20 protein-coding genes are annotated in these 22,044 nt (G+C 71.3%); 18 read left to right on the top strand and 2 right to left on the bottom strand.

The genetic code is table 11. From position 1 onward, the window contains the following. Nucleotides 1-8 precede the first annotated feature (8 nt). Nucleotides 9-575, top strand: a complete 567-nt coding sequence (gene efp, locus CP975_RS05500) for an elongation factor P (RefSeq protein ID WP_055526637.1) — start codon at nt 9-11, stop codon at nt 573-575. Between the two features lie 2 nt (nt 576-577). Beyond that, nucleotides 578-1,012: a transcription antitermination factor NusB gene (nusB, locus tag CP975_RS05495; protein ID WP_030787237.1), complete on the top strand. Its 435-nt coding sequence runs from the start codon at nt 578-580 to the stop codon at nt 1,010-1,012. Between the two features lie 209 nt (nt 1,013-1,221). Here nusB and bldD read toward each other — a convergent pair whose 3' ends face one another. Next, a complete protein-coding gene (bldD, locus tag CP975_RS05490; RefSeq protein WP_030787240.1) occupies nt 1,222-1,722 on the bottom strand; it encodes a transcriptional regulator BldD in 501 nt (166 codons plus the stop codon). 224 nt (nt 1,723-1,946) lie between these two features. On the opposite strand from bldD, the gene pyrR reads away from it, so the two are divergent. From pyrR to CP975_RS05420, 14 genes are all read left to right on the top strand, one after another. Further along, nucleotides 1,947-2,516, top strand: a complete 570-nt coding sequence (pyrR, locus tag CP975_RS05485) for a bifunctional pyr operon transcriptional regulator/uracil phosphoribosyltransferase PyrR (protein ID WP_055526636.1) — start codon at nt 1,947-1,949, stop codon at nt 2,514-2,516. A gap of 85 nt (nt 2,517-2,601) precedes the next feature. Continuing rightward, nucleotides 2,602-3,588: an aspartate carbamoyltransferase catalytic subunit gene (locus tag CP975_RS05480; RefSeq protein ID WP_055526635.1), complete on the top strand. Its 987-nt coding sequence runs from the start codon at nt 2,602-2,604 to the stop codon at nt 3,586-3,588. A gap of 2 nt (nt 3,589-3,590) precedes the next feature. Continuing rightward, the gene (locus tag CP975_RS05475; protein ID WP_030787249.1) at nt 3,591-4,877 is read left to right on the top strand and encodes a dihydroorotase; all 1,287 of its coding nucleotides are present in this window, start codon (nt 3,591-3,593) and stop codon (nt 4,875-4,877) included. Then, nucleotides 4,874-5,446: a PH-like domain-containing protein gene (locus CP975_RS05470; protein ID WP_055526633.1), complete on the top strand. Its 573-nt coding sequence runs from the start codon at nt 4,874-4,876 to the stop codon at nt 5,444-5,446. The genes CP975_RS05475 and CP975_RS05470 overlap by 4 nt, the downstream gene beginning before the upstream one ends. Then, the gene (gene carA / locus CP975_RS05465; protein WP_055526631.1) at nt 5,443-6,597 is read left to right on the top strand and encodes a glutamine-hydrolyzing carbamoyl-phosphate synthase small subunit; all 1,155 of its coding nucleotides are present in this window, start codon (nt 5,443-5,445) and stop codon (nt 6,595-6,597) included. The genes CP975_RS05470 and carA overlap by 4 nt, the downstream gene beginning before the upstream one ends. Next, a complete protein-coding gene (carB, locus tag CP975_RS05460; RefSeq protein WP_055526629.1) occupies nt 6,590-9,898 on the top strand; it encodes a carbamoyl-phosphate synthase large subunit in 3,309 nt (1,102 codons plus the stop codon). Before carA ends, carB begins: the two co-directional genes overlap by 8 nt. A gap of 67 nt (nt 9,899-9,965) precedes the next feature. Then, entirely contained in the window at nt 9,966-11,072 is a 1,107-nt protein-coding gene (locus tag CP975_RS05455) for a quinone-dependent dihydroorotate dehydrogenase (RefSeq protein WP_055526628.1), read from the top strand. Continuing rightward, entirely contained in the window at nt 11,069-11,914 is an 846-nt protein-coding gene (pyrF, locus tag CP975_RS05450; protein WP_055526627.1) for an orotidine-5'-phosphate decarboxylase, read from the top strand. Before CP975_RS05455 ends, pyrF begins: the two co-directional genes overlap by 4 nt. A gap of 255 nt (nt 11,915-12,169) precedes the next feature. Continuing rightward, entirely contained in the window at nt 12,170-12,493 is a 324-nt protein-coding gene (locus tag CP975_RS05445; protein ID WP_005319887.1) for an integration host factor, read from the top strand. Between the two features lie 38 nt (nt 12,494-12,531). Continuing rightward, nucleotides 12,532-13,125: a guanylate kinase gene (gene gmk, locus CP975_RS05440; protein ID WP_030787268.1), complete on the top strand. Its 594-nt coding sequence runs from the start codon at nt 12,532-12,534 to the stop codon at nt 13,123-13,125. Nucleotides 13,126-13,177: 52 nt separating this feature from the next. Then, complete coding sequence (gene rpoZ / locus CP975_RS05435) at nt 13,178-13,450, top strand: DNA-directed RNA polymerase subunit omega (RefSeq protein WP_005319902.1); 273 nt, start codon at nt 13,178-13,180, stop codon at nt 13,448-13,450. A gap of 57 nt (nt 13,451-13,507) precedes the next feature. Further along, entirely contained in the window at nt 13,508-14,752 is a 1,245-nt protein-coding gene (gene coaBC / locus CP975_RS05430; RefSeq protein ID WP_055526625.1) for a bifunctional phosphopantothenoylcysteine decarboxylase/phosphopantothenate--cysteine ligase CoaBC, read from the top strand. Nucleotides 14,753-15,141: 389 nt separating this feature from the next. Further along, entirely contained in the window at nt 15,142-16,350 is a 1,209-nt protein-coding gene (gene metK / locus CP975_RS05425; protein ID WP_030787274.1) for a methionine adenosyltransferase, read from the top strand. A gap of 101 nt (nt 16,351-16,451) precedes the next feature. Continuing rightward, nucleotides 16,452-18,632 (top strand): primosomal protein N', encoded by a 2,181-nt coding sequence (locus CP975_RS05420; protein WP_055526623.1) that lies wholly within the window; start codon nt 16,452-16,454, stop codon nt 18,630-18,632. A gap of 134 nt (nt 18,633-18,766) precedes the next feature. On the opposite strand, the gene CP975_RS05415 is transcribed toward CP975_RS05420, so the two are convergent. Further along, nucleotides 18,767-19,321 carry a hypothetical protein gene (locus tag CP975_RS05415; protein ID WP_055526620.1) on the bottom strand — a complete coding sequence of 185 codons (555 nt, stop codon included), beginning with the start codon at nt 19,319-19,321 and terminating at the stop codon, nt 18,767-18,769. A gap of 263 nt (nt 19,322-19,584) precedes the next feature. Here CP975_RS05415 and fmt point away from each other — a divergent pair, with 263 nt between their 5' ends. Further along, nucleotides 19,585-20,529 (top strand): methionyl-tRNA formyltransferase, encoded by a 945-nt coding sequence (gene fmt, locus CP975_RS05410; RefSeq protein WP_055526618.1) that lies wholly within the window; start codon nt 19,585-19,587, stop codon nt 20,527-20,529. Between the two features lie 33 nt (nt 20,530-20,562). After that, nucleotides 20,563-22,041: an RsmB/NOP family class I SAM-dependent RNA methyltransferase gene (locus tag CP975_RS05405; RefSeq protein ID WP_425474228.1), complete on the top strand. Its 1,479-nt coding sequence runs from the start codon at nt 20,563-20,565 to the stop codon at nt 22,039-22,041. Nucleotides 22,042-22,044 lie beyond the last annotated feature (3 nt).

The following is a 22,044-nucleotide window of genomic DNA, read 5'->3' as shown; positions in this document are numbered from 1 at the left end:
CCGCAACCGTGGCTTCCACGAACGACCTCAAGAACGGCCTGGTGCTCAAGCTCGAAGGCGGCCAGCTCTGGTCCGTCGTCGAGTTCCAGCACGTCAAGCCCGGCAAGGGCCCGGCCTTCGTGCGCACCAAGCTCAAGAACGTGCTCTCCGGGAAGGTCGTCGACAAGACGTTCAACGCCGGCGTCAAGGTCGACACGGCCACGATCGACAAGCGCGACATGCAGTTCTCCTACATGGACGGCGACTACTTCGTCTTCATGGACATGGAGACGTACGACCAGCTGCACGTCGACCGCAAGGCCGTCGGCGACGCCGCCAACTTCCTGATCGAGGGCTTCACCGCCACCGTGGCGCAGCACGAGGGCGCGGTGCTCTTCGTCGAGCTGCCCGCGGCCGTCGAGCTGGTCATCCAGGAGACCGAGCCGGGCGTCCAGGGCGACCGCTCCACCGGTGGCACCAAGCCCGCCACGCTGGAGACCGGCCACCAGATCCAGGTGCCGCTCTTCATCACCACCGGCGAGAAGATCAAGGTCGACACCCGCACCAGCGACTACCTCGGCCGGGTGAACAGCTAACCGTGGCTGCTCGTAACACGGCCCGCAAGCGCGCCTTCCAGATCCTCTTCGAGGCGGACCAGCGCGGAACGGACGTCCTGACGGTCCTCGCCGACTGGGTGCGCCACTCGCGGTCCGACACCCGGCAGCCGCCGGTGAGCGAGTACACGATGGAACTCGTCGAGGGGTACGCGGAGCACGAGCGCCGCATCGACGAGCTCATCTCGCAGTACGCCGTCGGATGGACCCTGGACCGCATGCCGGTCGTCGACCGGAACATCCTGCGGCTCGGCGCCTACGAACTGGTCTGGGTCGACGGGACGCCCGACGCGGTGGTCCTCGACGAGGCGGTCCAGCTCGCCAAGGAGTTCTCCACGGACGAGTCGCCGTCCTTCGTCAACGGCCTGCTCGGACGCTTCAAGGACCTGAAGCCGTCCCTGCGACGGGACGAGGCGTAAGCCGTCTTCCTACGACACCCCGGAGGGCCCGCAGCGGATTGCTGCGGGCCCTCCGGTTTTCCCGCCGCGCGCCCGGCCCCGGTTTTTGCGCGCCCGGTTTTTGCACGGGGTAATTGCGGGAGAAAAGCAGAAAACCGCCGGAGCGGCCGCGGCCTTTCGGCTGCGGCCGCCCCGGCGGCACGTTTCTGCTGAAGTGTCAGGCGGTGGGATCAGACCTCTTCATGGGCGACGGCGCGGCGCGCGTCCGCGTCCAGGACGCCCCAGCTGATGAGCTGCTCGGTCAGGACCGAGGGGGACTGGTCGTAGATCACGGCGAGGGTGCGCAGGTCGTCCTGGCGGATCGAGAGCACCTTGCCGTTGTAGTCACCGCGCTGGGACTGGATCGTGGCGGCATAGCGCTGGAGCGGGCCCGCCTTCTCCTGCGGGACGTGGGCAAGACGCTCGAGGTCGAGGACGAGCTTCGGCGGCGGCTCGGCGGCGCCGCCAGGAGCCGTACCAGGCAGAAGCTCCTGCACGGGGACGCCGTAGAAGTCCGCCAGCTCGGCGAGGCGCTGCACGGTCACGGCACGGTCGCCGCGCTCGTACGACCCCACGACGACCGCCTTCCAGCGTCCCTGGGACTTCTCCTCGACGCCGTGGAGGGAAAGGCCCTGCTGGGTACGGATCGCGCGGAGCTTGGCCCCGAGCTGCTTGGCGTATTCGCTGGACATATAGCTCCCCGGACGCTGCGACAATCATGCGGCTCCGCCGCGTGGCTGGTAACTCACTGTGAGGTTACGCAGCGTTACTTGCCTGCGTCAAGCCGAATGGTCCGTACCGCCCCTTCGGTGGAGGCCGATGACGTGTTCCGCCATCGGTGCTGGTAGTGTGACTGGCGCAATTTCGACGTCCTTTAATGTCCGTCCCGTGAGGCGGAGAAGGAGGTCCGTTTCATATGGACACGCAAGGCTCCAAAGACTCCGCTGTCGCCCGCCCCGTACTCGAAGGGCCCGACATCGCGCGGGTGCTGACCCGCATCGCCCACGAGATCGTCGAGCGCGCCAAGGGCGCCGACGACGTGGTTCTCCTCGGCATTCCCACCCGTGGCGTCTTCCTCGCCCGGCGGCTCGCCGTCAAGCTCGAAGAGATCACCGGCCGCAAGATCCCGGTCGGCTCCCTCGACATCACCATGTACCGCGACGACCTGCGCATGCACCCGCCGCGCGCACTCGCCCGCACCGAGATCCCCGGTGACGGCATCGACGGCCGCCTGGTCGTCCTCGTCGACGACGTCCTCTTCTCCGGCCGCACCATCCGGGCCGCCCTCGACGCGCTGAACGACATCGGGCGCCCGCGCGCGGTGCAGCTCGCCGTGCTCGTCGACCGAGGCCACCGCGAACTGCCCATCCGCGCCGACTACGTCGGCAAGAACCTCCCCACGTCGCTGCGGGAGACGGTCAAGGTCCAGCTCACCGAGGAGGACGGCCGCGACGCCGTACTGCTCGGCGCCAAGCCCGCTTCCTAAGGACCGGCTTCCCTCTCACGGGCTCCAGGGCACGACCCTGCGCGCCCGCGTGCCCGCAGACCTCCACACACCGGAGTACTCCCCGATGATGCGACACCTCATCTCGGCCGCCGACCTCTCCCGCGACGACGCCGTCCTCATCCTCGACACGGCCGAGGAGATGGCGCGGGTGGCCGACCGGCCGATCAAGAAACTGCCCGCCCTGCGCGGCCGCACCGTGGTCAACCTCTTCTTCGAGGACTCGACCCGGACCCGGATCTCCTTCGAGGCCGCCGAGAAGCGCCTCTCCGCCGACGTCATCAACTTCGCCGCCAAGGGCTCCTCGGTCTCCAAGGGCGAGTCCCTCAAGGACACCGCCCAGACGCTGGAGGCGATGGGCGTCGACGCCGTCGTCATCCGGCACGGCGCCTCCGGGGCGCCCTACCGGCTCGCCACCTCCGGCTGGATCGACGCCGCCGTCATCAACGCCGGTGACGGCACCCACCAGCACCCCACCCAGGCGCTGCTCGACGCCTTCACCATGCGGCGCCGCCTCGTCGGGCGCGACACGGGCCTCGGCAGGGACCTGGAGGGCAAGCGCATCACCATCGTCGGCGACGTCCTGCACAGCCGCGTGGCCCGCTCCAACGTCGACCTGCTGCACACCCTCGGCGCCGAGGTCACCCTGGTCGCGCCGCCCACGCTGGTGCCGGTCGGCGTCGAGCGGTGGCCCTGCGAGGTCAGCTACGACCTGGACGGCGTGCTGTCGAAGTCCGACGCCGTGATGATGCTGCGGGTGCAGCGCGAGCGGATGAACGCCGCGTTCTTCCCCACCGAGCGCGAGTACTCCCGGCGCTACGGCCTGGACGGCGAGCGCATGGCGAAGATGCCCGAGCACGCCATCGTCATGCACCCCGGGCCCATGGTCCGCGGGATGGAGATCACCGCCGAGGTCGCCGACTCCGACCGCTGCACGGTCGTCGAACAGGTCGCCAACGGCGTGTCCATCCGCATGGCCGTCCTCTACCTGCTTCTGGGCGGCAACGAACCCGCCGGCACGCACACCCGGCCCATCGATTCGGAGAGCAAGTAACCATGAGCAAGATCCTGATCCGCGGTGCGAAGGTGCTCGGCGGCGAGGCGCGGGACGTCCTCATCGACGGCGAGACGATCGAGGCCGTCGGCAGCGGGCTCTCCGCCGAGGGCGCGACCGTCGTGGAGGCCGGGGGCAAGATCCTCCTGCCGGGCCTCGTCGACCTCCACACCCATCTGCGCGAGCCGGGCCGCGAGGACTCCGAGACCGTCCTCACCGGCACCCGCGCCGCCGCCTCCGGTGGCTTCACCGCCGTGTTCGCCATGGCCAACACCTTCCCCGTCGCCGACACCGCCGGCGTCGTCGAGCAGGTCTACCGGCTCGGCAAGGAGTCCGGCTACTGCGACGTACAGCCCATCGGCGCCGTCACCGTCGGCCTGGAGGGCAAGAAGCTCGCCGAGCTGGGCGCCATGCACGAGTCCGCCGCCGGGGTCACCGTCTTCTCCGACGACGGCAAGTGCGTCGACGACGCCGTGATGATGCGCCGCGCCCTGGAGTACGTGAAGGCCTTCGGCGGTGTCGTCGCCCAGCACGCGCAGGAGCCGCGGCTCACCGAAGGCGCCCAGATGAACGAGGGCGTCGTCTCCGCCGAGCTGGGCCTCGGCGGCTGGCCCGCCGTCGCAGAGGAGTCGATCATCGCCCGTGACGTGCTGCTCGCCGAGCACGTCGGATCCCGCGTCCACATCTGCCACCTGTCGACGGCCGGGTCCGTGGAGATCGTGCGCTGGGCCAAGTCCCGCGGCATCGACGTCACCGCCGAGGTCACCCCGCACCACCTCCTCCTCACCGACGAGCTGGTCCGCTCGTACAACCCCGTCTACAAGGTCAACCCGCCGCTGCGCACCGAGCGCGACGTCATGGCGCTGCGCGAGGCCCTCGCCGACGGCACCATCGACATCGTCGCCACCGACCACGCCCCGCACCCGCACGAGGACAAGGACTGCGAGTGGGCCGCGGCCGCCATGGGAATGGTCGGCCTGGAGACCGCCCTGTCGGTCGTCCAGCAGACGATGGTCGAGACCGGGCTGCTGACCTGGGAGGCGGTCGCCGACCGCATGTCCTTCAAGCCGGCGAGGATCGGCCGGGCCACCGGGCACGGCCGCCCCGTCTCGGCAGGTGAGCCCGCGAACCTCGTCCTCGTGGACGCCGATTACCGTGGGGCAGTGGACCCCGCGAGCTTCGCCTCGCGCAGCCGCAACACTCCCTACGAGGGCCGTGAGCTGCCGGGCCGCGTCACGCACACGTGGCTGAGGGGTCGGGCCACGCTCGTCGACGGGAACCTCGCGTGACAACTCTTGTGGAACTGGCCGCCGAGAAGGAATCGGCGGACGTGACCGACTGGGCCGCACGGCTCGGCTGGGTCGTCGGACTGCTGCTCTTCATCGCGCTCGTCTACTGGCTGATGCGCGAGGGCTGGAAGTGGCGCGGCACCCTCCAGGGCGACCTGCCGGAGCTGCCCGCCGCGCCGGATGACCCGGGCCCGGCGAAACTGGAGCTGACCGGCCGCTACCACGGCTCCACCACGGCAGGGCAGTGGCTCGACCGCATCGTGGCGCACGGCCTGGGCACCCGCAGCCGCGTGGAGCTGACCCTCACGGACGCGGGCCTGGACGTCGTACGCCCCGGCGCCGCCGACTTCTTCGTCCCGGCGGCCCAGCTGCGCGAGGCCCGCCTCGACAAGGGCATCGCGGGGAAGGTGCTCGCCGAGGGCGGTCTGCTGATCGTCACATGGGAGCACGGCGGGAAGCTCATCGACTCCGGCTTCCGCTCGGACCAGGCGGCCGAGCAGGCCCAGTGGGTCGAGGCCATCAACAGCATGATCAATACGACCAGTACTACGGAAGGCACCGCACGATGACGACCTCCACCAGGGGAGCCAGCAAGGTTCCCGCCGTACTTGTCCTGGAGGACGGCCGCATCTTCCGCGGCCGTGCCTACGGGGCCGTGGGGGAGACCTTCGGCGAAGCGGTGTTCTCCACCGGCATGACCGGCTACCAGGAGACCCTCACCGATCCCTCGTACCACCGCCAGATCGTCGTCATGACGGCCCCGCACGTCGGCAACACCGGCGTGAACGACGAGGACGACGAGTCCCGCCGCATCTGGGTCTCCGGATACGTCGTGCGCGACCCCGCGCGCGTGCCGTCCAACTGGCGCTCCAAGCGCTCGCTCGACGAGCAGCTCGCCGACCAGGGCGTCGTCGGGATCCGCGGCATCGACACCCGCGCCCTCACCCGCCATCTGCGCGAGCGCGGCGCGATGCGCTGCGGCGTCTTCTCCGGAGAGGCCGCGGCCGCCACGGACGCCGAACTCCTCGCGAAGGTGACGTCCTCCCCGGAGATGGCCGGCGCCAACCTCGTCGGCGAGGTCTCCACCAAGGAGGCGTACGTCGTCCCGGCCGTCGGCGAGAAGAAGTTCACCGTCGCCGCGATCGACCTGGGCATCAAGGCCATGACCCCGCAGCGGATGGCCGAGCGCGGCATCGAGGTGCACGTCCTGCCGAACACGGCCTCCCTGGAGGACGTCTACGCCGTCAACCCCGACGGAGTCTTCTTCTCCAACGGACCCGGCGACCCCGCCACCGCCGACCACGAGACCGCCCTCGCCCAGGGCGTCCTGGAGCGCCGGACCCCGCTGTTCGGCATCTGCTTCGGCAACCAGATCCTCGGCCGCGCCCTCGGCCTCGGCACGTACAAACTGAAGTACGGCCACCGGGGCATCAACCAGCCGGTCCAGGACCGCTCCACGGGCAAGGTCGAGATCACCGCGCAGAACCACGGCTTCGCCGTGGACGCCCCGCTCGACCAGGACATCGACACGCCCTACGGGCGCGTCCGCGTGGCGCACGTCGGCCTCAACGACGACGTGGTCGAGGGCCTCCAGTGCCTCGACGCCCCCGCGTTCAGCGTCCAGTACCACCCGGAGGCGGCCGCGGGCCCGCACGACGCCGCGTACCTCTTCGACCGTTTCGTATCCCTGATGACCGCAGAAGGAGCCCAGCGTGCCTAAGCGCACCGATATCCAGTCCGTCCTGGTCATCGGCTCCGGTCCGATCGTCATCGGCCAGGCCGCAGAGTTCGACTACTCCGGCACCCAGGCGTGCCGGGTCCTCAAGGCCGAGGGCCTGCGCGTCATCCTCGTCAACTCCAACCCGGCGACGATCATGACCGACCCGGAGATCGCCGACGCCACCTACGTCGAGCCGATCACCCCGGAGTTCGTCGAGAAGATCATCGCCAAGGAGCGCCCCGACGCGCTGCTGCCGACGCTGGGCGGCCAGACGGCCCTCAACACGGCGATCTCCATGCACGAGCAGGGCGTCCTGGAGAAGTACGGCGTCGAGCTCATCGGAGCCAACGTCGAGGCGATCAACAAGGGGGAGGACCGCGACCTCTTCAAGGGCGTCGTCGAAGAGGTCAACAAGAAGATCGGGCACGGCGAGTCCGCCCGCTCCTACATCTGCCACTCCATGGACGACGTCCTCAAGGGCGTCGAGGAGCTGGGCGGCTACCCCGTCGTCGTGCGCCCCTCCTTCACCATGGGCGGCGCCGGCTCCGGCTTCGCGCACGACGAGGAGGAGCTGCGCCGCATCGCCGGGCAGGGCCTGACCCTCTCGCCGACCACCGAGGTGCTCCTGGAGGAGTCCATCCTCGGCTGGAAGGAGTACGAGCTGGAGCTGATGCGCGACAAGAACGACAACGTCGTGGTCGTCTGCTCCATCGAGAACTTCGACCCGATGGGCGTGCACACCGGCGACTCGATCACCGTCGCGCCCGCGATGACGCTGACCGACCGCGAGTACCAGATCCTGCGGGACGTCGGCATCGCGATCATCCGTGAGGTCGGCGTCGACACCGGCGGCTGCAACATCCAGTTCGCGGTGAACCCCGAGGACGGCCGGGTCATCGTCATCGAGATGAACCCGCGCGTGTCCCGCTCGTCCGCGCTGGCGTCGAAGGCCACCGGCTTCCCGATCGCGAAGATCGCCGCCAAGCTGGCCGTCGGCTACACGCTGGACGAGATCCCCAACGACATCACCGAGAAGACGCCGGCCTCCTTCGAGCCGACCCTCGACTACGTGGTCGTCAAGGCCCCGCGCTTCGCCTTCGAGAAGTTCCCTTCGGCGGACTCGACCCTGACGACCACCATGAAGTCGGTCGGCGAGGCCATGGCCATCGGCCGCAACTTCACCGAGGCCCTCCAGAAGGCGCTGCGGTCCCTGGAGAAGAAGGGCTCGCAGTTCACGTTCGTGGGCGACCCCGGCGACAAGGCCCTTCTTCTGGAAGAGGCCGTCCGGCCGACCGACGGGCGCATCAACTCCGTCATGCAGGCCATCCGCGCGGGCGCGACCCCCGAGGAGGTCTTCGACTACACGAAGATCGACCCGTGGTTCGTCGACCAGCTCTTCCTGATCAAGGAGATCGCGGACGAGCTTGCCGCCACCGAGCGCCTGGACGCCGACCTGCTCGCCGAGGCCAAGCGGCACGGCTTCTCCGACGCCCAGATCGCCGAGATCCGCGGTCTGCGCGAGGACGTCGTCCGCGAGGTGCGCCAGGCCCTCGGCGTGCGCCCGGTCTACAAGACGGTCGACACCTGCGCCGCCGAGTTCGCCGCGAAGACGCCGTACTTCTACTCCTCGTACGACGAGGAGACCGAGGTCGCCAAGCGCGAGAAGCCCGCGGTGATCATCCTGGGCTCGGGCCCGAACCGCATCGGCCAGGGCATCGAGTTCGACTACTCCTGCGTCCACGCCTCCTTCGCGCTGAGCGAGGCGGGCTACGAGACCGTGATGGTCAACTGCAACCCCGAGACCGTCTCCACGGACTACGACACCTCCGACCGGCTCTACTTCGAGCCGCTCACCCTGGAGGACGTCCTGGAGATCGTGCACGCCGAGGCGCAGGCCGGGCCGATCGCGGGCGTCATCGTCCAGCTCGGCGGCCAGACCCCGCTCGGCCTGGCGCAGGCGCTCAAGAACAACGGCGTGCCCGTCGTGGGCACCCCGCCCGAGGCCATCCACGCAGCCGAGGACCGCGGCGCCTTCGGCCAGGTGCTCGCGGAGGCCGGGCTGCCCGCGCCCAAGCACGGCACCGCCACCACCTTCGCCGAGGCCAAGGCCATCGCCGACGAGATCGGCTACCCCGTCCTCGTACGCCCCTCGTACGTGCTCGGCGGCCGGGGCATGGAGATCGTGTACGACGAGGTCCGCCTCGCCTCGTACATCGCGGAGTCGACCGAGATCAGCCCCTCCAGGCCGGTCCTCGTGGACCGCTTCCTGGACGACGCGATCGAGATCGACGTGGACGCGCTCTACGACGGCCAGGAGCTGTACCTCGGCGGTGTCATGGAGCACATCGAGGAGGCCGGCATCCACTCCGGCGACTCGGCGTGCGCGCTGCCCCCGATCACGCTCGGCGGCTTCGACATCAAGCGCCTGCGCGCCTCCACGGAGGCCATCGCCAAGGGCGTCGGCGTCCGCGGACTCATCAACATCCAGTTCGCGATGGCCGGTGACATCCTCTACGTTTTGGAGGCCAACCCGCGCGCCTCGCGGACGGTCCCCTTCACCTCGAAGGCGACCGCGGTGCCGCTGGCCAAGGCCGCCGCCCGGATCTCGCTGGGCGCGACCGTCGCCGAGCTGCGCGCGGAGGGCCTGCTGCCCAAGCAGGGCGACGGCGGCACGCTGCCCATGGACGCGCCGATCTCCGTCAAGGAGGCCGTCATGCCGTGGTCGCGCTTCCGCGACATCCACGGGCGCGGCGTGGACACCGTCCTCGGCCCGGAGATGCGCTCGACCGGTGAAGTCATGGGCATCGACTCGGTGTTCGGGACCGCGTACGCCAAGTCGCAGGCGGGCGCGTACGGTCCGCTGCCGACCAAGGGCCGTGCCTTCATCTCCGTCGCCAACCGCGACAAGCGCTCGATGATCTTCCCTGCGCGCGAACTGGTCGCGCACGGCTTCGAGTTGTTCGCCACGTCCGGCACGGCCGAGGTGCTCAAGCGCAACGGCCTGAACGCCACGGTCGTGCGCAAGCAGTCCGAGGGCGAGGGGCCGAACGGCGAGAAGACGATCGTCCAGCTCATCCACGACGGCGGCGTCGACCTCATCGTCAACACCCCCTACGGCACCGGCGGCCGCCTCGACGGCTACGAGATCCGTACGGCGGCCGTGGCGCGCTCCGTGCCGTGCCTCACGACGGTCCAGGCGCTCGCCGCCGCCGTGCAGGGCATCGACGCGCTGGGCCGCGGCGATGTGGGCGTGCGTTCACTCCAGGAACACGCCGAACGCCTGACCGCGGCCCGCGACTAGCAGCCCTGAGGGGGACACCGGAAACGGTGTCCCCCTCTTCGTGAGGCTCTTTCTGAGGACATCGAACATGTACAAGCTCTTCTTCAACCTCGTCTTCCGGCGCTTGGACCCCGAGCAGGCCCACCACCTGGCCTTCCGCTGGATCCGCCTCGCGGCCCGCGTCCCGGTCCTGCGCACGTTCGTCGCGGCCGCCCTCGCGCCCCGCTACAAGGAACTGCGCACCGAGGCGTTCGGGCTGCGGATGCACGGCCCCTTCGGGCTCGCCGCGGGCTTCGACAAGAACGCCGTCGCGATCGACGGCATGTCGATGCTCGGCTTCGACCACATCGAGATCGGCACGGTCACGGGGGAGCCGCAGCCCGGCAACCCCAAGAAGCGCCTCTTCCGCCTGGTCCCCGACCGCGCGCTGATCAACCGCATGGGCTTCAACAACGAGGGCTCGGCCGCGGTCGCCGAGCGGCTCGCCTCCCGTACGCCTGTCTTCAAGACCGTCGTGGGCGTGAACATCGGCAAGACCAAGGTGGTCCCCGAGGAGGAGGCCGCCGCCGACTACGTGAAGTCGACCGAGCGGCTCGCCCGCCACGCCGACTACCTGGTCGTCAACGTCTCGTCCCCGAACACGCCGGGCCTGCGCAACCTCCAGGCGACCGAGTCGCTGCGGCCGCTGCTGACCGCCGTGCGCGAGGCCGCCGACCGCAGCGTCGAGGGCCGTCGCGTACCGCTCCTGGTGAAGATCGCCCCCGACCTCGCGGACGAGGACATCGACGCCGTCGCGGACCTCGCCGTCGAGCTGGGCCTGGACGGCATCATCGCCACGAACACGACCATCGCGCGCGAGAGCCTCGGTCTGACGTCCCCGCCCCTGCTGATCGAGGAGGTCGGCGGGCTCTCCGGAGCGCCCCTCAAGGAGCGCTCCCTGGAGGTCCTGCGCCGCCTCTACGCGCGCGTGGGCGACCGCATCACGCTCGTGGGCGTCGGCGGCATCGAGAACGCCGAGGACGCCTGGCAGCGCATCCTCGCGGGCGCCACGCTGGTCCAGGGCTACAGCGCCTTCATCTACGAAGGCCCGTTCTGGGGCCGCGCGATCCACAAGGGCCTCGCCGCGCGCCTGCGCACGAGCCCGTACGCCACCCTCGCCGACGCCGTCGGCGCCGACGTGAGGAAGTCCGCATGAGTGCCCCGGAGCCGTTCGGCGCGCGCCTGCGCCACGCCATGGACGAGCGCGGACCGCTCTGCGTCGGCATCGACCCGCACGCCTCGCTGCTGTCCGCCTGGGACCTCGACGACGACATCGCGGGCCTGGAGCGCTTCACGCGGACCGTCGTCGAGGCGCTCGCCGGGACCGTCGCCGTCTTCAAGCCGCAGAGCGCGTTCTTCGAGCGCTTCGGGTCGCGGGGCATCGCCGTACTGGAGAAGGCCGTCGCGGAGTTGCGCGAGGCGGGCGCCCTGGTCGTCATGGACGCCAAGCGCGGCGACATCGGCTCGACCATGGCCGCGTACGCCGAGACCTTCCTGCACAAGGACTCGCCGCTGTTCAGCGACGCGCTCACGGTCTCGCCCTACCTCGGATACGGCTCGCTCAAGCCGGCCGTGGAGCTGGCGCGCGAGAACGGCGCAGGGCTCTTCGTGCTCGCCCTCACCTCCAACCCCGAGGGCGCCGAGGTGCAGCACGCGCTGCGTGAGGACGGCCGTACGGTCGCGGCCACCGTCCTCGGTCACCTCGCCGCCGAGAACGCCGGACAGGAGCCCCTGGGGTCCTTCGGTGCGGTCGTCGGCGCGACCCTGGGCGACCTGTCGTCGTACGACCTCGGGATCAACGGCCCGCTGCTCGCCCCCGGCATCGGCGCGCAGGGCGCGACGCCGGCCGATCTGCCGGGCGTCTTCGGCGCGGCGGTGCGCAATGTCGTGCCGAGCGTCAGCCGGGGCGTGCTGCGGTACGGACCGGACATCGCGGGCCTGCGGGGTGCCGCGGAGCGCTTCGCGGACGAGATCCGGGCGGCGGTCGGAGCGGCCTGAGTGATCGGTGGGACCCGCACGCGGGTCCCACCGATCACTCACCAGCCAAAATCGAGGCCGAATTGTCCGATATGTACGGCTCGACAGAGGCTGACCAGGACTTTTCGTCTGTTCTCGCTGACTCCAGCGGCCATGGCCGCTAGTCTCCGACGAGAGCCAACGGGCAAGCGCGTTGCACGTTGCTCCCCAGGTGTGGGGCGATTAGGTTCCTCACCGGTCCGTATCCGACAGTTCGACATCCGAGGTGACGTAGGCGTGGCTCTTCCGCCCCTTACCCCTGAACAGCGCGCAGCCGCGCTCGAAAAGGCCGCCGCGGCTCGCCGGGAGCGGGCCGAGGTCAAGAATCGACTCAAGCACTCCGGCGCCTCGCTTCACGAGGTCATCAAGCAGGGCCAGGAGAACGATGTCATCGGCAAGATGAAGGTCTCCGCCCTCCTGGAGTCCCTGCCGGGCGTGGGCAAGGTCCGCGCCAAGCAGATCATGGAGCGTCTTGGCATCTCCGAGAGCCGCCGCGTGCGCGGCCTCGGCTCCAACCAGATCGCGTCTCTTGAGCGCGAGTTCGGCGGTGGCGCTGCCTGACGTTCTCAGGCACTCCTGAGAACCTGGATAATCGCTGCATGGCTGCAACATCCCGGGGGACGACCCCCGTACCCCCGGACGTACGTCCGCGGCTGACCGTGCTCTCCGGCCCCTCCGGGGTCGGCAAGAGCACGGTCGTCGCCCATATGCGCAAGGAACACCCCGAGGTCTGGCTCTCGGTCTCGGCCACCACGCGCAAGCCGCGCCCCGGTGAGAAGCACGGTGTCCAGTACTTCTTCGTCTCCGACGACGAGATGGACAAGCTGATCGCCAACGGCGAGCTGCTGGAGTGGGCCGAGTTCGCAGGCAACCGCTACGGCACCCCGCGGCGCGCCGTCATCGAGCGTCTGGAGGCGGGCGAGCCCGTCCTCCTGGAGATCGATCTCCAGGGCGCGCGCCTGGTGCGCGAGTCGATGCCCGAGGCGCAGCTGGTCTTCCTCGCCCCGCCGAGCTGGGAGGAGCTGGTCCGCCGGCTCACCGGCCGGGGGACCGAGGCGCCCGAGGTGATCGAGCGCAGGCTGGCCGCCGCCAAGGTCGAGCTGGCCGCCGAGGCCGAGTTCGATACGACCCTTGTCAACACCTCCGTCGAGGACGTGGCCCGTGAGCTGCTAGCCTTGATGAAGGTTCTTTGATCTTTACCCCTGTCTTGACCCTTCTGGTCTTGACCCCATCGGAAGGCGAAGAGTGTCCTCTTCCATCACCGCGCCCGAGGGCATCATCAACCCGCCGATTGATGAGCTGCTCGAAGCCACCGACTCGAAGTACAGCCTCGTGATCTACGCCGCCAAGCGCGCGCGCCAGATCAACGCGTACTACTCGCAGCTCGGTGAGGGCCTCCTGGAGTACGTCGGCCCCCTGGTGGACACCCACGTCCACGAGAAGCCGCTCTCGATCGCGCTCCGCGAGATCAACGCCGGCCTGCTGACGTCCGAGGCCATCGAGGGCCCGGCCCAGTAAGCGGTTCGTACCTTCACCACAGGCCCGGCAGCACGGCTGCCGGGCCTGTGGTGTGTCATGGAGTCGTACGCATCCGAGTGCGGGGAGACAGAGGCAGTGGCCGAGAAGCCGAAGGTAGTCCTGGGGGTCAGCGGTGGCATCGCCGCCTACAAGGCGTGCGAGCTGCTGAGGCGGCTGACCGAGTCGGGCCACGACGTGCGCGTCGTGCCGACCGCGTCGGCGCTGCACTTCGTCGGCGCAGCGACCTGGTCCGCGCTGTCCGGACACCCCGTCTCGGCCGAGGTCTGGTCCGACGTCCACGAGGTGCCGCACGTCCGGATCGGCCAGGAGGCCGACCTCGTGATCGTCGCCCCCGCCACCGCCGACATGCTCGCCAAGGCCGCCCACGGCCTCGCCGACGACCTGCTCACCAACACGCTCTTGACGGCACGCTGTCCGGTGGTGTTCGCCCCGGCCATGCACACGGAGATGTGGGAGCACCCGGCCACCCAGGAGAACGTCGCCACGCTGCGCCGTCGCGGCGCGCTCGTCATCGAGCCCGCCGTCGGCCGGCTCACCGGCGTCGACACCGGCAAGGGCCGCTTCCCGGACCCCGCCGAGCTCTTCGAGGTCGTACGCCGTGTCCTCGCGCGCGGCGGCCTGGCCCAGGACCTCGCGGGGCGCCACGTCGTGATCAGCGCCGGCGGGACCCGTGAGCCCCTGGACCCGGTCCGCTTCCTCGGCAACCGCTCGTCCGGCAAGCAGGGCTACGCGCTCGCCCGCAGCGCGGCGGCGCGGGGCGCCCGCGTCACGCTCGTCGCGGCGAACGCCGCGCTGCCCGACCCGGCCGGTGTCGACGTCGTGCCGGTCGGTACCGCCGTGCAGCTGCGCGAGGCCGTCCTGAAGGCCGCCGCCGACGCCGACGCCGTCGTGATGGCGGCCGCCGTGGCCGATTTCCGCCCGGAGACGTACGCGGCAGGGAAGATCAAGAAGAAGGACGGCCAGGAACCGGCGCCCATCGCGCTGGTCCGCAACCCCGACATCCTCGCCGAGGTCGCGGGGGACAGGCGGCGTCCGGCCCAGGTGGTCGTCGGTTTCGCGGCCGAGACGGACGACGTCCTCGCCAACGGCCGGGCCAAGCTCGCACGCAAGGGATGCGACCTCCTGGTCGTCAACGAGGTCGGTGAGCGCAAGACCTTCGGCTCCGAGGAGAACGAGGCCGTGGTGCTGGGAGCGGACGGCAGCGAGACGCCGGTGCCGTACGGCCCGAAGGAAGCGCTCGCGGACACGGTCTGGGACCTGGTCGCGGCGCGGCTCTCCTGATCACGGGCGGCCTGTCCCGTTCCGTCTCCTTCCGTCTTCTTCCGTCTTTTTTCACTTCACCTTTCGTCTCCTGGCGGAACTCGGCCAGAATGCGATGCGTTACTTGACCGGGTCTCTATCGACGGGGCTCAATGTCATCTTCGTCCCATCAGGGGCCTCAAACCCGGGAAACCTGGGGAAACCTGGGAAAAACGGGTGCGAGAGCCTCTGGTGGAGACTGATCGTCGTACCGCACAATGCAGTGCCGCAGGTCACAGGGCTCCCAAGTGGCGAGACATGTGGTCCGGCGGACGAGTGTGACCGATAAACTGGTCTCGGACCACGCCGGGCGCAGCCCCCGGCAGTCCACCAATGATCAGCCAGCAGCCGCTGCAACCACAGGGAGCGATGTGTCCCGGCGCCTCTTTACCTCGGAGTCTGTGACCGAAGGTCACCCCGACAAGATCGCTGACCAGATCAGCGACACCATTCTCGACGCGCTTCTGCGGGAGGACCCGACGTCCCGGGTCGCCGTGGAGACGCTGATCACCACCGGCCTCGTCCACGTGGCCGGCGAGGTCACGACCAAGGCGTACGCGCCGATCGCGCAGCTCGTGCGCGACAAGATCCTCGAGATCGGTTACGACTCCTCGAAGAAGGGCTTCGACGGCGCCTCCTGCGGTGTCTCGGTGTCCATCGGCGCGCAGTCGCCCGACATCGCGCAGGGCGTCGACACCGCCTACGAGAAGCGTGTCGAGGGCGATGAGGACGAGCTGGACAAGCAGGGCGCGGGCGACCAGGGCCTGATGTTCGGCTACGCCTGCGACGAGACGCCGGAGCTGATGCCGCTCCCGATCCACCTCGCGCACCGCCTCTCGCGGCGCCTGTCCGAGGTGCGCAAGAACGGGACCATTCCGTACCTGCGCCCCGACGGCAAGACCCAGGTCACCATCGAGTACGACGGCGACAAGGCCGTCCGCCTCGACACCGTGGTGGTCTCCTCGCAGCACGCCAGCGACATCGACCTGGACTCGCTGCTCGCCCCCGACATCCGCGAGTTCGTGGTCGAGGCCGAGCTGAAGGCGCTCCTCGACGACGGCATCAAGCTGGACACCGAGGGCTACCGCCTGCTGGTCAACCCCACCGGCCGCTTCGAGATCGGCGGCCCGATGGGCGACGCCGGCCTGACCGGCCGCAAGATCATCATCGACACCTACGGCGGCATGGCCCGCCACGGCGGCGGCGCCTTCTCGGGCAAGGACCCGTCGAAGGTGGACCGCTCCGCGGCGTACGCGATGCGCTGGGTCGCCAAGAACGTCGTGGCGGCCGGTCTCGCGGCCCGCTGCGAGGTCCAGGTGGCGTACGCCATCGGCAAGGCCGAGCCGGTCGGCCTGTTCGTGGAGACCTTCGGTACGGCCACGGTCGACACGGACAAGATCGAGACGGCCATCGGCGAGGTCTTCGACCTGCGCCCGGCCGCGATCATCCGCGATCTCGACCTGCTGCGTCCGATCTACGCGCAGACCGCCGCATACGGCCACTTCGGCCGGGCGATCCCCGACTTCACGTGGGAGCGCACGGACCGCGTGGAGGCGCTGCGGAAGGCCGCGGGGCTGTAGTTCCCCGGCGCTTCGGCTCATGAGGCCCGGTACCCCTCGCGGGGTGCCGGGCCTCGGCCGACTCCGCGGCGGTGTCAGAGCGGTCTGGTAGGAATGCTGCTGTGAGCAGGGAGAACGGGTCGGGTGCGGGCGAGGGTGCCGGGGGCGGGGTGCCCGAGCCCGAGCAGCTCGCGCTGATTCGGGACAGTGTGCGCAAGGCCAAGGTGCCGCGGGCCAAACCGCGGACGTGGCGTGGCGCCGCGCTGGCCAAGGAGCTGCCGGTGGCGCGGGTCCTCGTCGACAAGGGCGTGCTGCACCTCGACCGGTACTTCGACTACGCCGTTCCCGAGGAGCTGGACGAAGTGGCCCAGCCCGGGGTGCGGGTCCGGGTGCGGTTCGGGGCCGGGTCGCGCAATGTGCGGGAGGGGCGGCGCGAGGGCGGCGGGCTGATCGACGGTTTCATCGTCGAGCGGTGCGCCGAGACCGACTACACCGGCCCTCTCGCCGCCCTGGCCCAGGTCGTGTCCCCGGAGCCGGTGCTCGACTCCGGGCTGCTTGAGCTGGCTCGCGCGGTCGCCGACCGGTACGCGGGAAGCCTCGCCGACGTGTTGCAGCTGGCGATCCCGCCCCGGCACGGCCGCGCCGAGTCCCGGGCGGCGTCCACCCCTCCGCCGCCACCGGCCGCGCCCGATCCCGGGTCCTGGCGGCGGTACGGGCACGGGGCCGACTTCGTCGGGGCGCTCGCGGCGGGAGGGTCGCCCCGCGCGGTGTGGACCGCGCTGCCCGGCCCTCAGTGGGCCGAGGAGATCGCCCGCGCCGTGCAGGCCACGCTCGCCTCCGGGCGGGGCGCGCTCGTCGTCGTACCGACCGGGCGGCCCGCCGCGCGCGTGGACGCCGCGCTCACCGCGCTCCTCGGCGAGGGGCAGCACGCACTGCTGACCGCCGACGCCGGGCAGGAGCGGCGCTACCGCGAGTGGCTGTCCGTGCGGCGCGGGGCGGTGCGGGCCGTCGTCGGGACGCGGGCCGCCATGTTCGCGCCGGTACGGGATCTGGGGCTCGTCGTCATCTGGGACGACGGGGACCCCAACCACAGCGACGACCATGCTCCCTTCCCGCATGTGCGGGAGGTTCTTGAGCTGCGGGCCGCGCGGGACAAGTGCGGGTTCCTGCTGGGCGGTTGGAGCTGCACGGTCGAGGCCGCGCAGCTCGTCGAGACCGGCTGGGCAGCTCCCCTCGTCGCCGACCGCGAGCAGGTGCGGGGTGCCGCGCCGCTCGTGCGCACGGTGGGCGACGGGGATCTCGCGCGGGACGAGGCGGCACGGGCCGCACGGCTGCCGACGCTGGCCTGGCGGGTCGTCAGGGAGGGGCTGAAGCACGGGCCCGTCCTGGTGCAGGTGCCGCGGCGCGGGTATGTGCCGAGACTGGCGTGCGAGCGGTGCAGGGAGCCCGCGCGGTGCCGCAGGTGTGCCGGGCCGCTGGAGGCGCAGGAGGGCGGCGCGGCCCTGCGGTGCGGCTGGTGCGGGGTGGCGGAGGCCGAGTGGCACTGCGGCTCCTGTGGTGGTTTCCGGCTGCGGGCGCAGGTGGTGGGGGCGCGGCGGACCGCCGAGGAGCTGGGGCGGGCGTTTCCGGCCGTTCCGGTGCGTACTTCGGGGCGCGAGCAGGTGCTGGACACGGTGCCGGGGGCGCCCGCGCTGGTGGTGAGCACGCCGGGGGCGGAGCCCGTCGCGGAGGGCGGTTACGCCGCGGCGCTGCTGCTCGACGGGTGGGCGATGCTCGGCCGGCCCGATCTGCGGGCGGGGGAGGACGCGCTGCGTCGGTGGATAGCGGCCGCCTCGCTCGTACGTCCGCAAGGGGTGGGCGGCACCGTGGTGGTCGTCGCCGAGCCGACGCTGAGGCCCGTGCAGGCTCTCGTGCGGTGGGACCCCGTGGGGCACGCGGTGCGGGAGCTGGCCGAGCGGGCCGAGCTGGGGTTCCCGCCGGTGTCGCGGATGGCGGCGGTCTCCGGGCCGCCCGAAGCGCTCGCGGGGTTCCTCGCCGGTGCCGAACTGCCGCCGGACGCGGTGGTACTGGGCCCCGTGCCGGTGCGGGACGCGGGCCCGGGGCCCGCACGACGTCCCGGCGCGGCACCTGTCGGCGAGCAGTGGGAGCGGGTGCTGATCCGGGTGCCCCCGGGCAGCGGCGCCGCGCTGGCCGCGTCCCTGAAGACGGCGCAGGCCGCGCGGATGGCCCGCGGGGCCAAGGGGGCCAGGGAGGGCGGCGCGGAGGCGGTGCGGATCCGCGTGGATCCGCCGGACATCGGCTGACGTCGCCGGGCGGGGGCCGGGCCCGGCTCGCCCTTCCGGCATGCGACTGCCCCCTGGCCGCGGGCAGCTGAGCGGCGGAAGGGGGCAGTCGCAGGGAGCGGCGCGGATCGGAGCCCGTGTCGGGACACGGGCTCTCAGCCGTTGCGGGGGCCCGGCAGGGCGGGCGGCCTGGGGTCGTCGCGGAGGGCGGGGCTGCCCGCGGTCGGCTGGGTCGGCATCGCACGGGCGGCGGGGACGGACGGCAGGGGGACGCCGACCGGGACCGGGCGGGTGGCCGTGGTGGTCGCGGTCGGCACCGGGGCCTCCGTCGCGCGCTCCGCCTCGGCCGCCGCCTGGGTGGTGGCCCGCCGTGCGCCGTAACGGCGGTGGACTGCCTGCTTGGTGACCCCGAGGGCCGAGCCCACCGCGTCCCACGAGAACCCGAGCGAGCGGTCGAAGTCCACCGCGGCGGTGACCAGCGTCTCGACGCTGTCCCGCAGTTCCTGGGCAAGGCGGACGGTCGGGGCGGGAGCCCGCCCGTACACGACGAAGCCCGCCGAGGGGCTGGAGCGGCGCGGGCGGTAGACGTTGCCGAGCTGGGCGGTGAGGGTACGCAGCGCGTCCACCTGCCGGCGGACCCGCTCGATGTCCCGCACCAGGAGGTGCAGGCTGGCCCGTGCCTGGGCGTCGTGGGTTGCGTGGTCGGCCATGAACAAGCCTCTCGAACCGGCGTGAAAAGGATCGGGCCGCATCGGCGGCCCATTGTGGTCAACTCTTTCTTGACCAACGCGCTAGCTCGTGTGGGGTCACGGTGCAGGGGCGTATGCGCATATGCACGGGGCGCGCGCCAGTTCGTACGCCCCCAGGGCCGTCAACGCGAGTCACCGGCAAGGCCGTCCTGGGCGGGGCCCGGAAGCGGCCCATAGACTGGTGCGCTGCCGTCGCTCCCACCAGAGATCCGAGGTACCACCCAGTGAAGCTCGTCTTCGCAGGCACTCCTGAGGTCGCCGTTCCCGCCCTGGACGCCCTGATCGCCTCCGGCCGGCACGAGGTGGCCGCCGTCGTCACCCGTCCGGACGCGCCCGCGGGCCGTGGCCGCAGGCTCGTGGCGAGCCCGGTCGCGGAGCGCGCGCAGGAGGCCGGCATCGAGGTGCTGAAGCCCGCGAAGCCGCGCGATGAGGAGTTCCTGGCGCGGCTGCGGGAGATCGGGCCGGACTGCTGCCCCGTCGTCGCCTACGGCGCGCTGCTCCCCAGGGCCGCGCTCGACGTCCCGGCCCGCGGCTGGGTCAATCTGCACTTCTCGCTGCTGCCCGCCTGGCGCGGCGCGGCGCCCGTGCAGCACGCGGTGATGGCGGGCGACGAGATCACCGGCGCCTCGACGTTCCTGATCGAGCAGGGGCTGGACTCCGGGCCGGTGTACGGCACGGTCACGGAGGAGGTGCGGCCCACCGACACCAGCGGTGACCTGCTGACCCGGCTCGCCTTCGCGGGCTCCGGGCTGCTCGTCGCGACCATGGACGGCATCGAGGACGGCAGCCTGGAGGCGGTGCCGCAGCCCGCCGACGGCGTCACCCTCGCCCCGAAGATCACCGTCGAGGACGCCCAGGTGGACTGGGCCGCGCCCGCCCTGCGCGTCGACCGCGTGGTGCGCGGCTGCACCCCCGCGCCCGGCGCGTGGACCGTCTTCCGCGGCGAGCGGCTGAAGATCATCCAGGCGGCGCTCGTGCCCGACCGCACCGACCTCGCGCCCGGCGAGCTGTCCGCCGCCAAGAACAACGTGTACGTCGGCTCCGGCTCGCACGCCGTGGAACTGCTCTGGGTCCAGCCGCAGGGCAAGAAGCCGATGCGGGGCGCCGACTGGGCGCGCGGGGTGCGGATCGCCCCCGGCGAGCGCGTGGGGGACGGCGACGTACGCTGATTGGGTTCGACTCATTCCAGCCGCGGAGCACCTTTGAACGACCAGCCGAACCGGCCTCCCCGTAAGCCCTCCGGCAAGCCGGTGAAGTCAGGCAAGCCCGGGAAGTCCGGCAAGCCCTATCGCCGGCCCCAGAAGGACCCCGTCCGCTTCCTCGCCTTCGAGGCGCTGCGGGCGGTGGACGAGCGTGACGCGTACGCCAACCTCGTCCTGCCGCCCCTGCTGCGCAAGGCCAGGGAGAAGGAGGGACCCGAGAAGTTCGACGCGCGGGACGCGGCGCTCGCGACCGAGCTGGTCTACGGCACGCTGCGCCGCCAGGGCACGTACGACGCGATCGTGGCGGCCTGCATCGACCGGCCGCTGCGCGAGGTCGACCCGCCGGTGCTCGACGTGCTCAATCTGGGCGTGCACCAGCTGCTCGGCACGCGCATCCCCACGCACGCCGCCGTCTCCGCCTCGGTCGAGCTGGCGCGCGTGGTGCTCGGCGACGGGCGGGCCAAGTTCGTGAACGCCGTGCTGCGCAAGGTGGCGCAGGACGACCTCGACGGGTGGGTGGAGAAGGTCGCGCCGCCCTACGACGAGGACCCCGAGGACCACCTCGCCATCGTGCACTCGCACCCGCGCTGGGTCGTCTCGGCGTTGTGGGACGCCCTCGGCGGCGGTCGCGCCGGGATCGAGGATCTCCTGGAGGCCGACAACGAACGCCCCGAGGTCACGCTGGTGGCGCGGCCCGGCCGCGCCACCGCCGACGAGCTGCTCGCCTCCGTGGGGGAGGACTCGGCGCTGCCGGGCCGCTGGTCGCCGTATGCCGTGCGGCTCAGTGAGGGCGGTGAGCCCGGCCTTGTCGACGCGGTGCGCGAGGGTCGCGCGGGGGTGCAGGACGAGGGCAGCCAGCTCGTCGCACTCGCCCTGGCGAACGCTCCGGTCGAAGGACCCGACGAGAAGTGGCTCGACGGCTGCGCGGGACCGGGCGGCAAGGCGGCCATGCTCGCCGGGCTCGCCGCTCAGCGGGGCGCCGTGCTGCTCGCCGCCGAGAAGCAGCCGCACCGGGCCGGCCTGGTCGCACAGGCGCTCGACGGAAACCCCGGCCCGTACCAGGTCATCGCCGCTGACGGCACCCGCCCGCCGTGGCGCCCCGGCACCTTCGACCGGGTCCTGATGGACGTGCCCTGCACGGGGCTCGGCGCGCTGCGGCGCCGCCCGGAGGCCCGCTGGCGCCGCCGCCCGCAGGACCTGGAAGGTTTCGCCCCGCTCCAACGCGGCCTGCTGCGCACGGCGTTGGAGTCCGTGCGCGTCGGCGGCGTCGTCGGCTACGCCACCTGCTCACCGCACCTCGCCGAGACCCGCGCGGTCGTCGACGACGTCCTCAAGCACACCGGGGGCGCCGAACTGCTCGACGCGCGACCCCTGCTGCCGGACGTCCCGGCGTTGGGCGAGGGTCCCGACGTACAGCTGTGGCCGCATCTGCACGGGACGGACGCGATGTATCTGGCGTTGATCAGGCGGACCGCCTGATCC

This window comes from Streptomyces alboniger, from assembly GCF_008704395.1.
In the GTDB taxonomy this organism is placed as follows: Bacteria; Actinomycetota; Actinomycetes; order Streptomycetales; family Streptomycetaceae; genus Streptomyces; species Streptomyces alboniger.
This window is presented reverse-complemented; position numbering and strand designations above follow the sequence as displayed.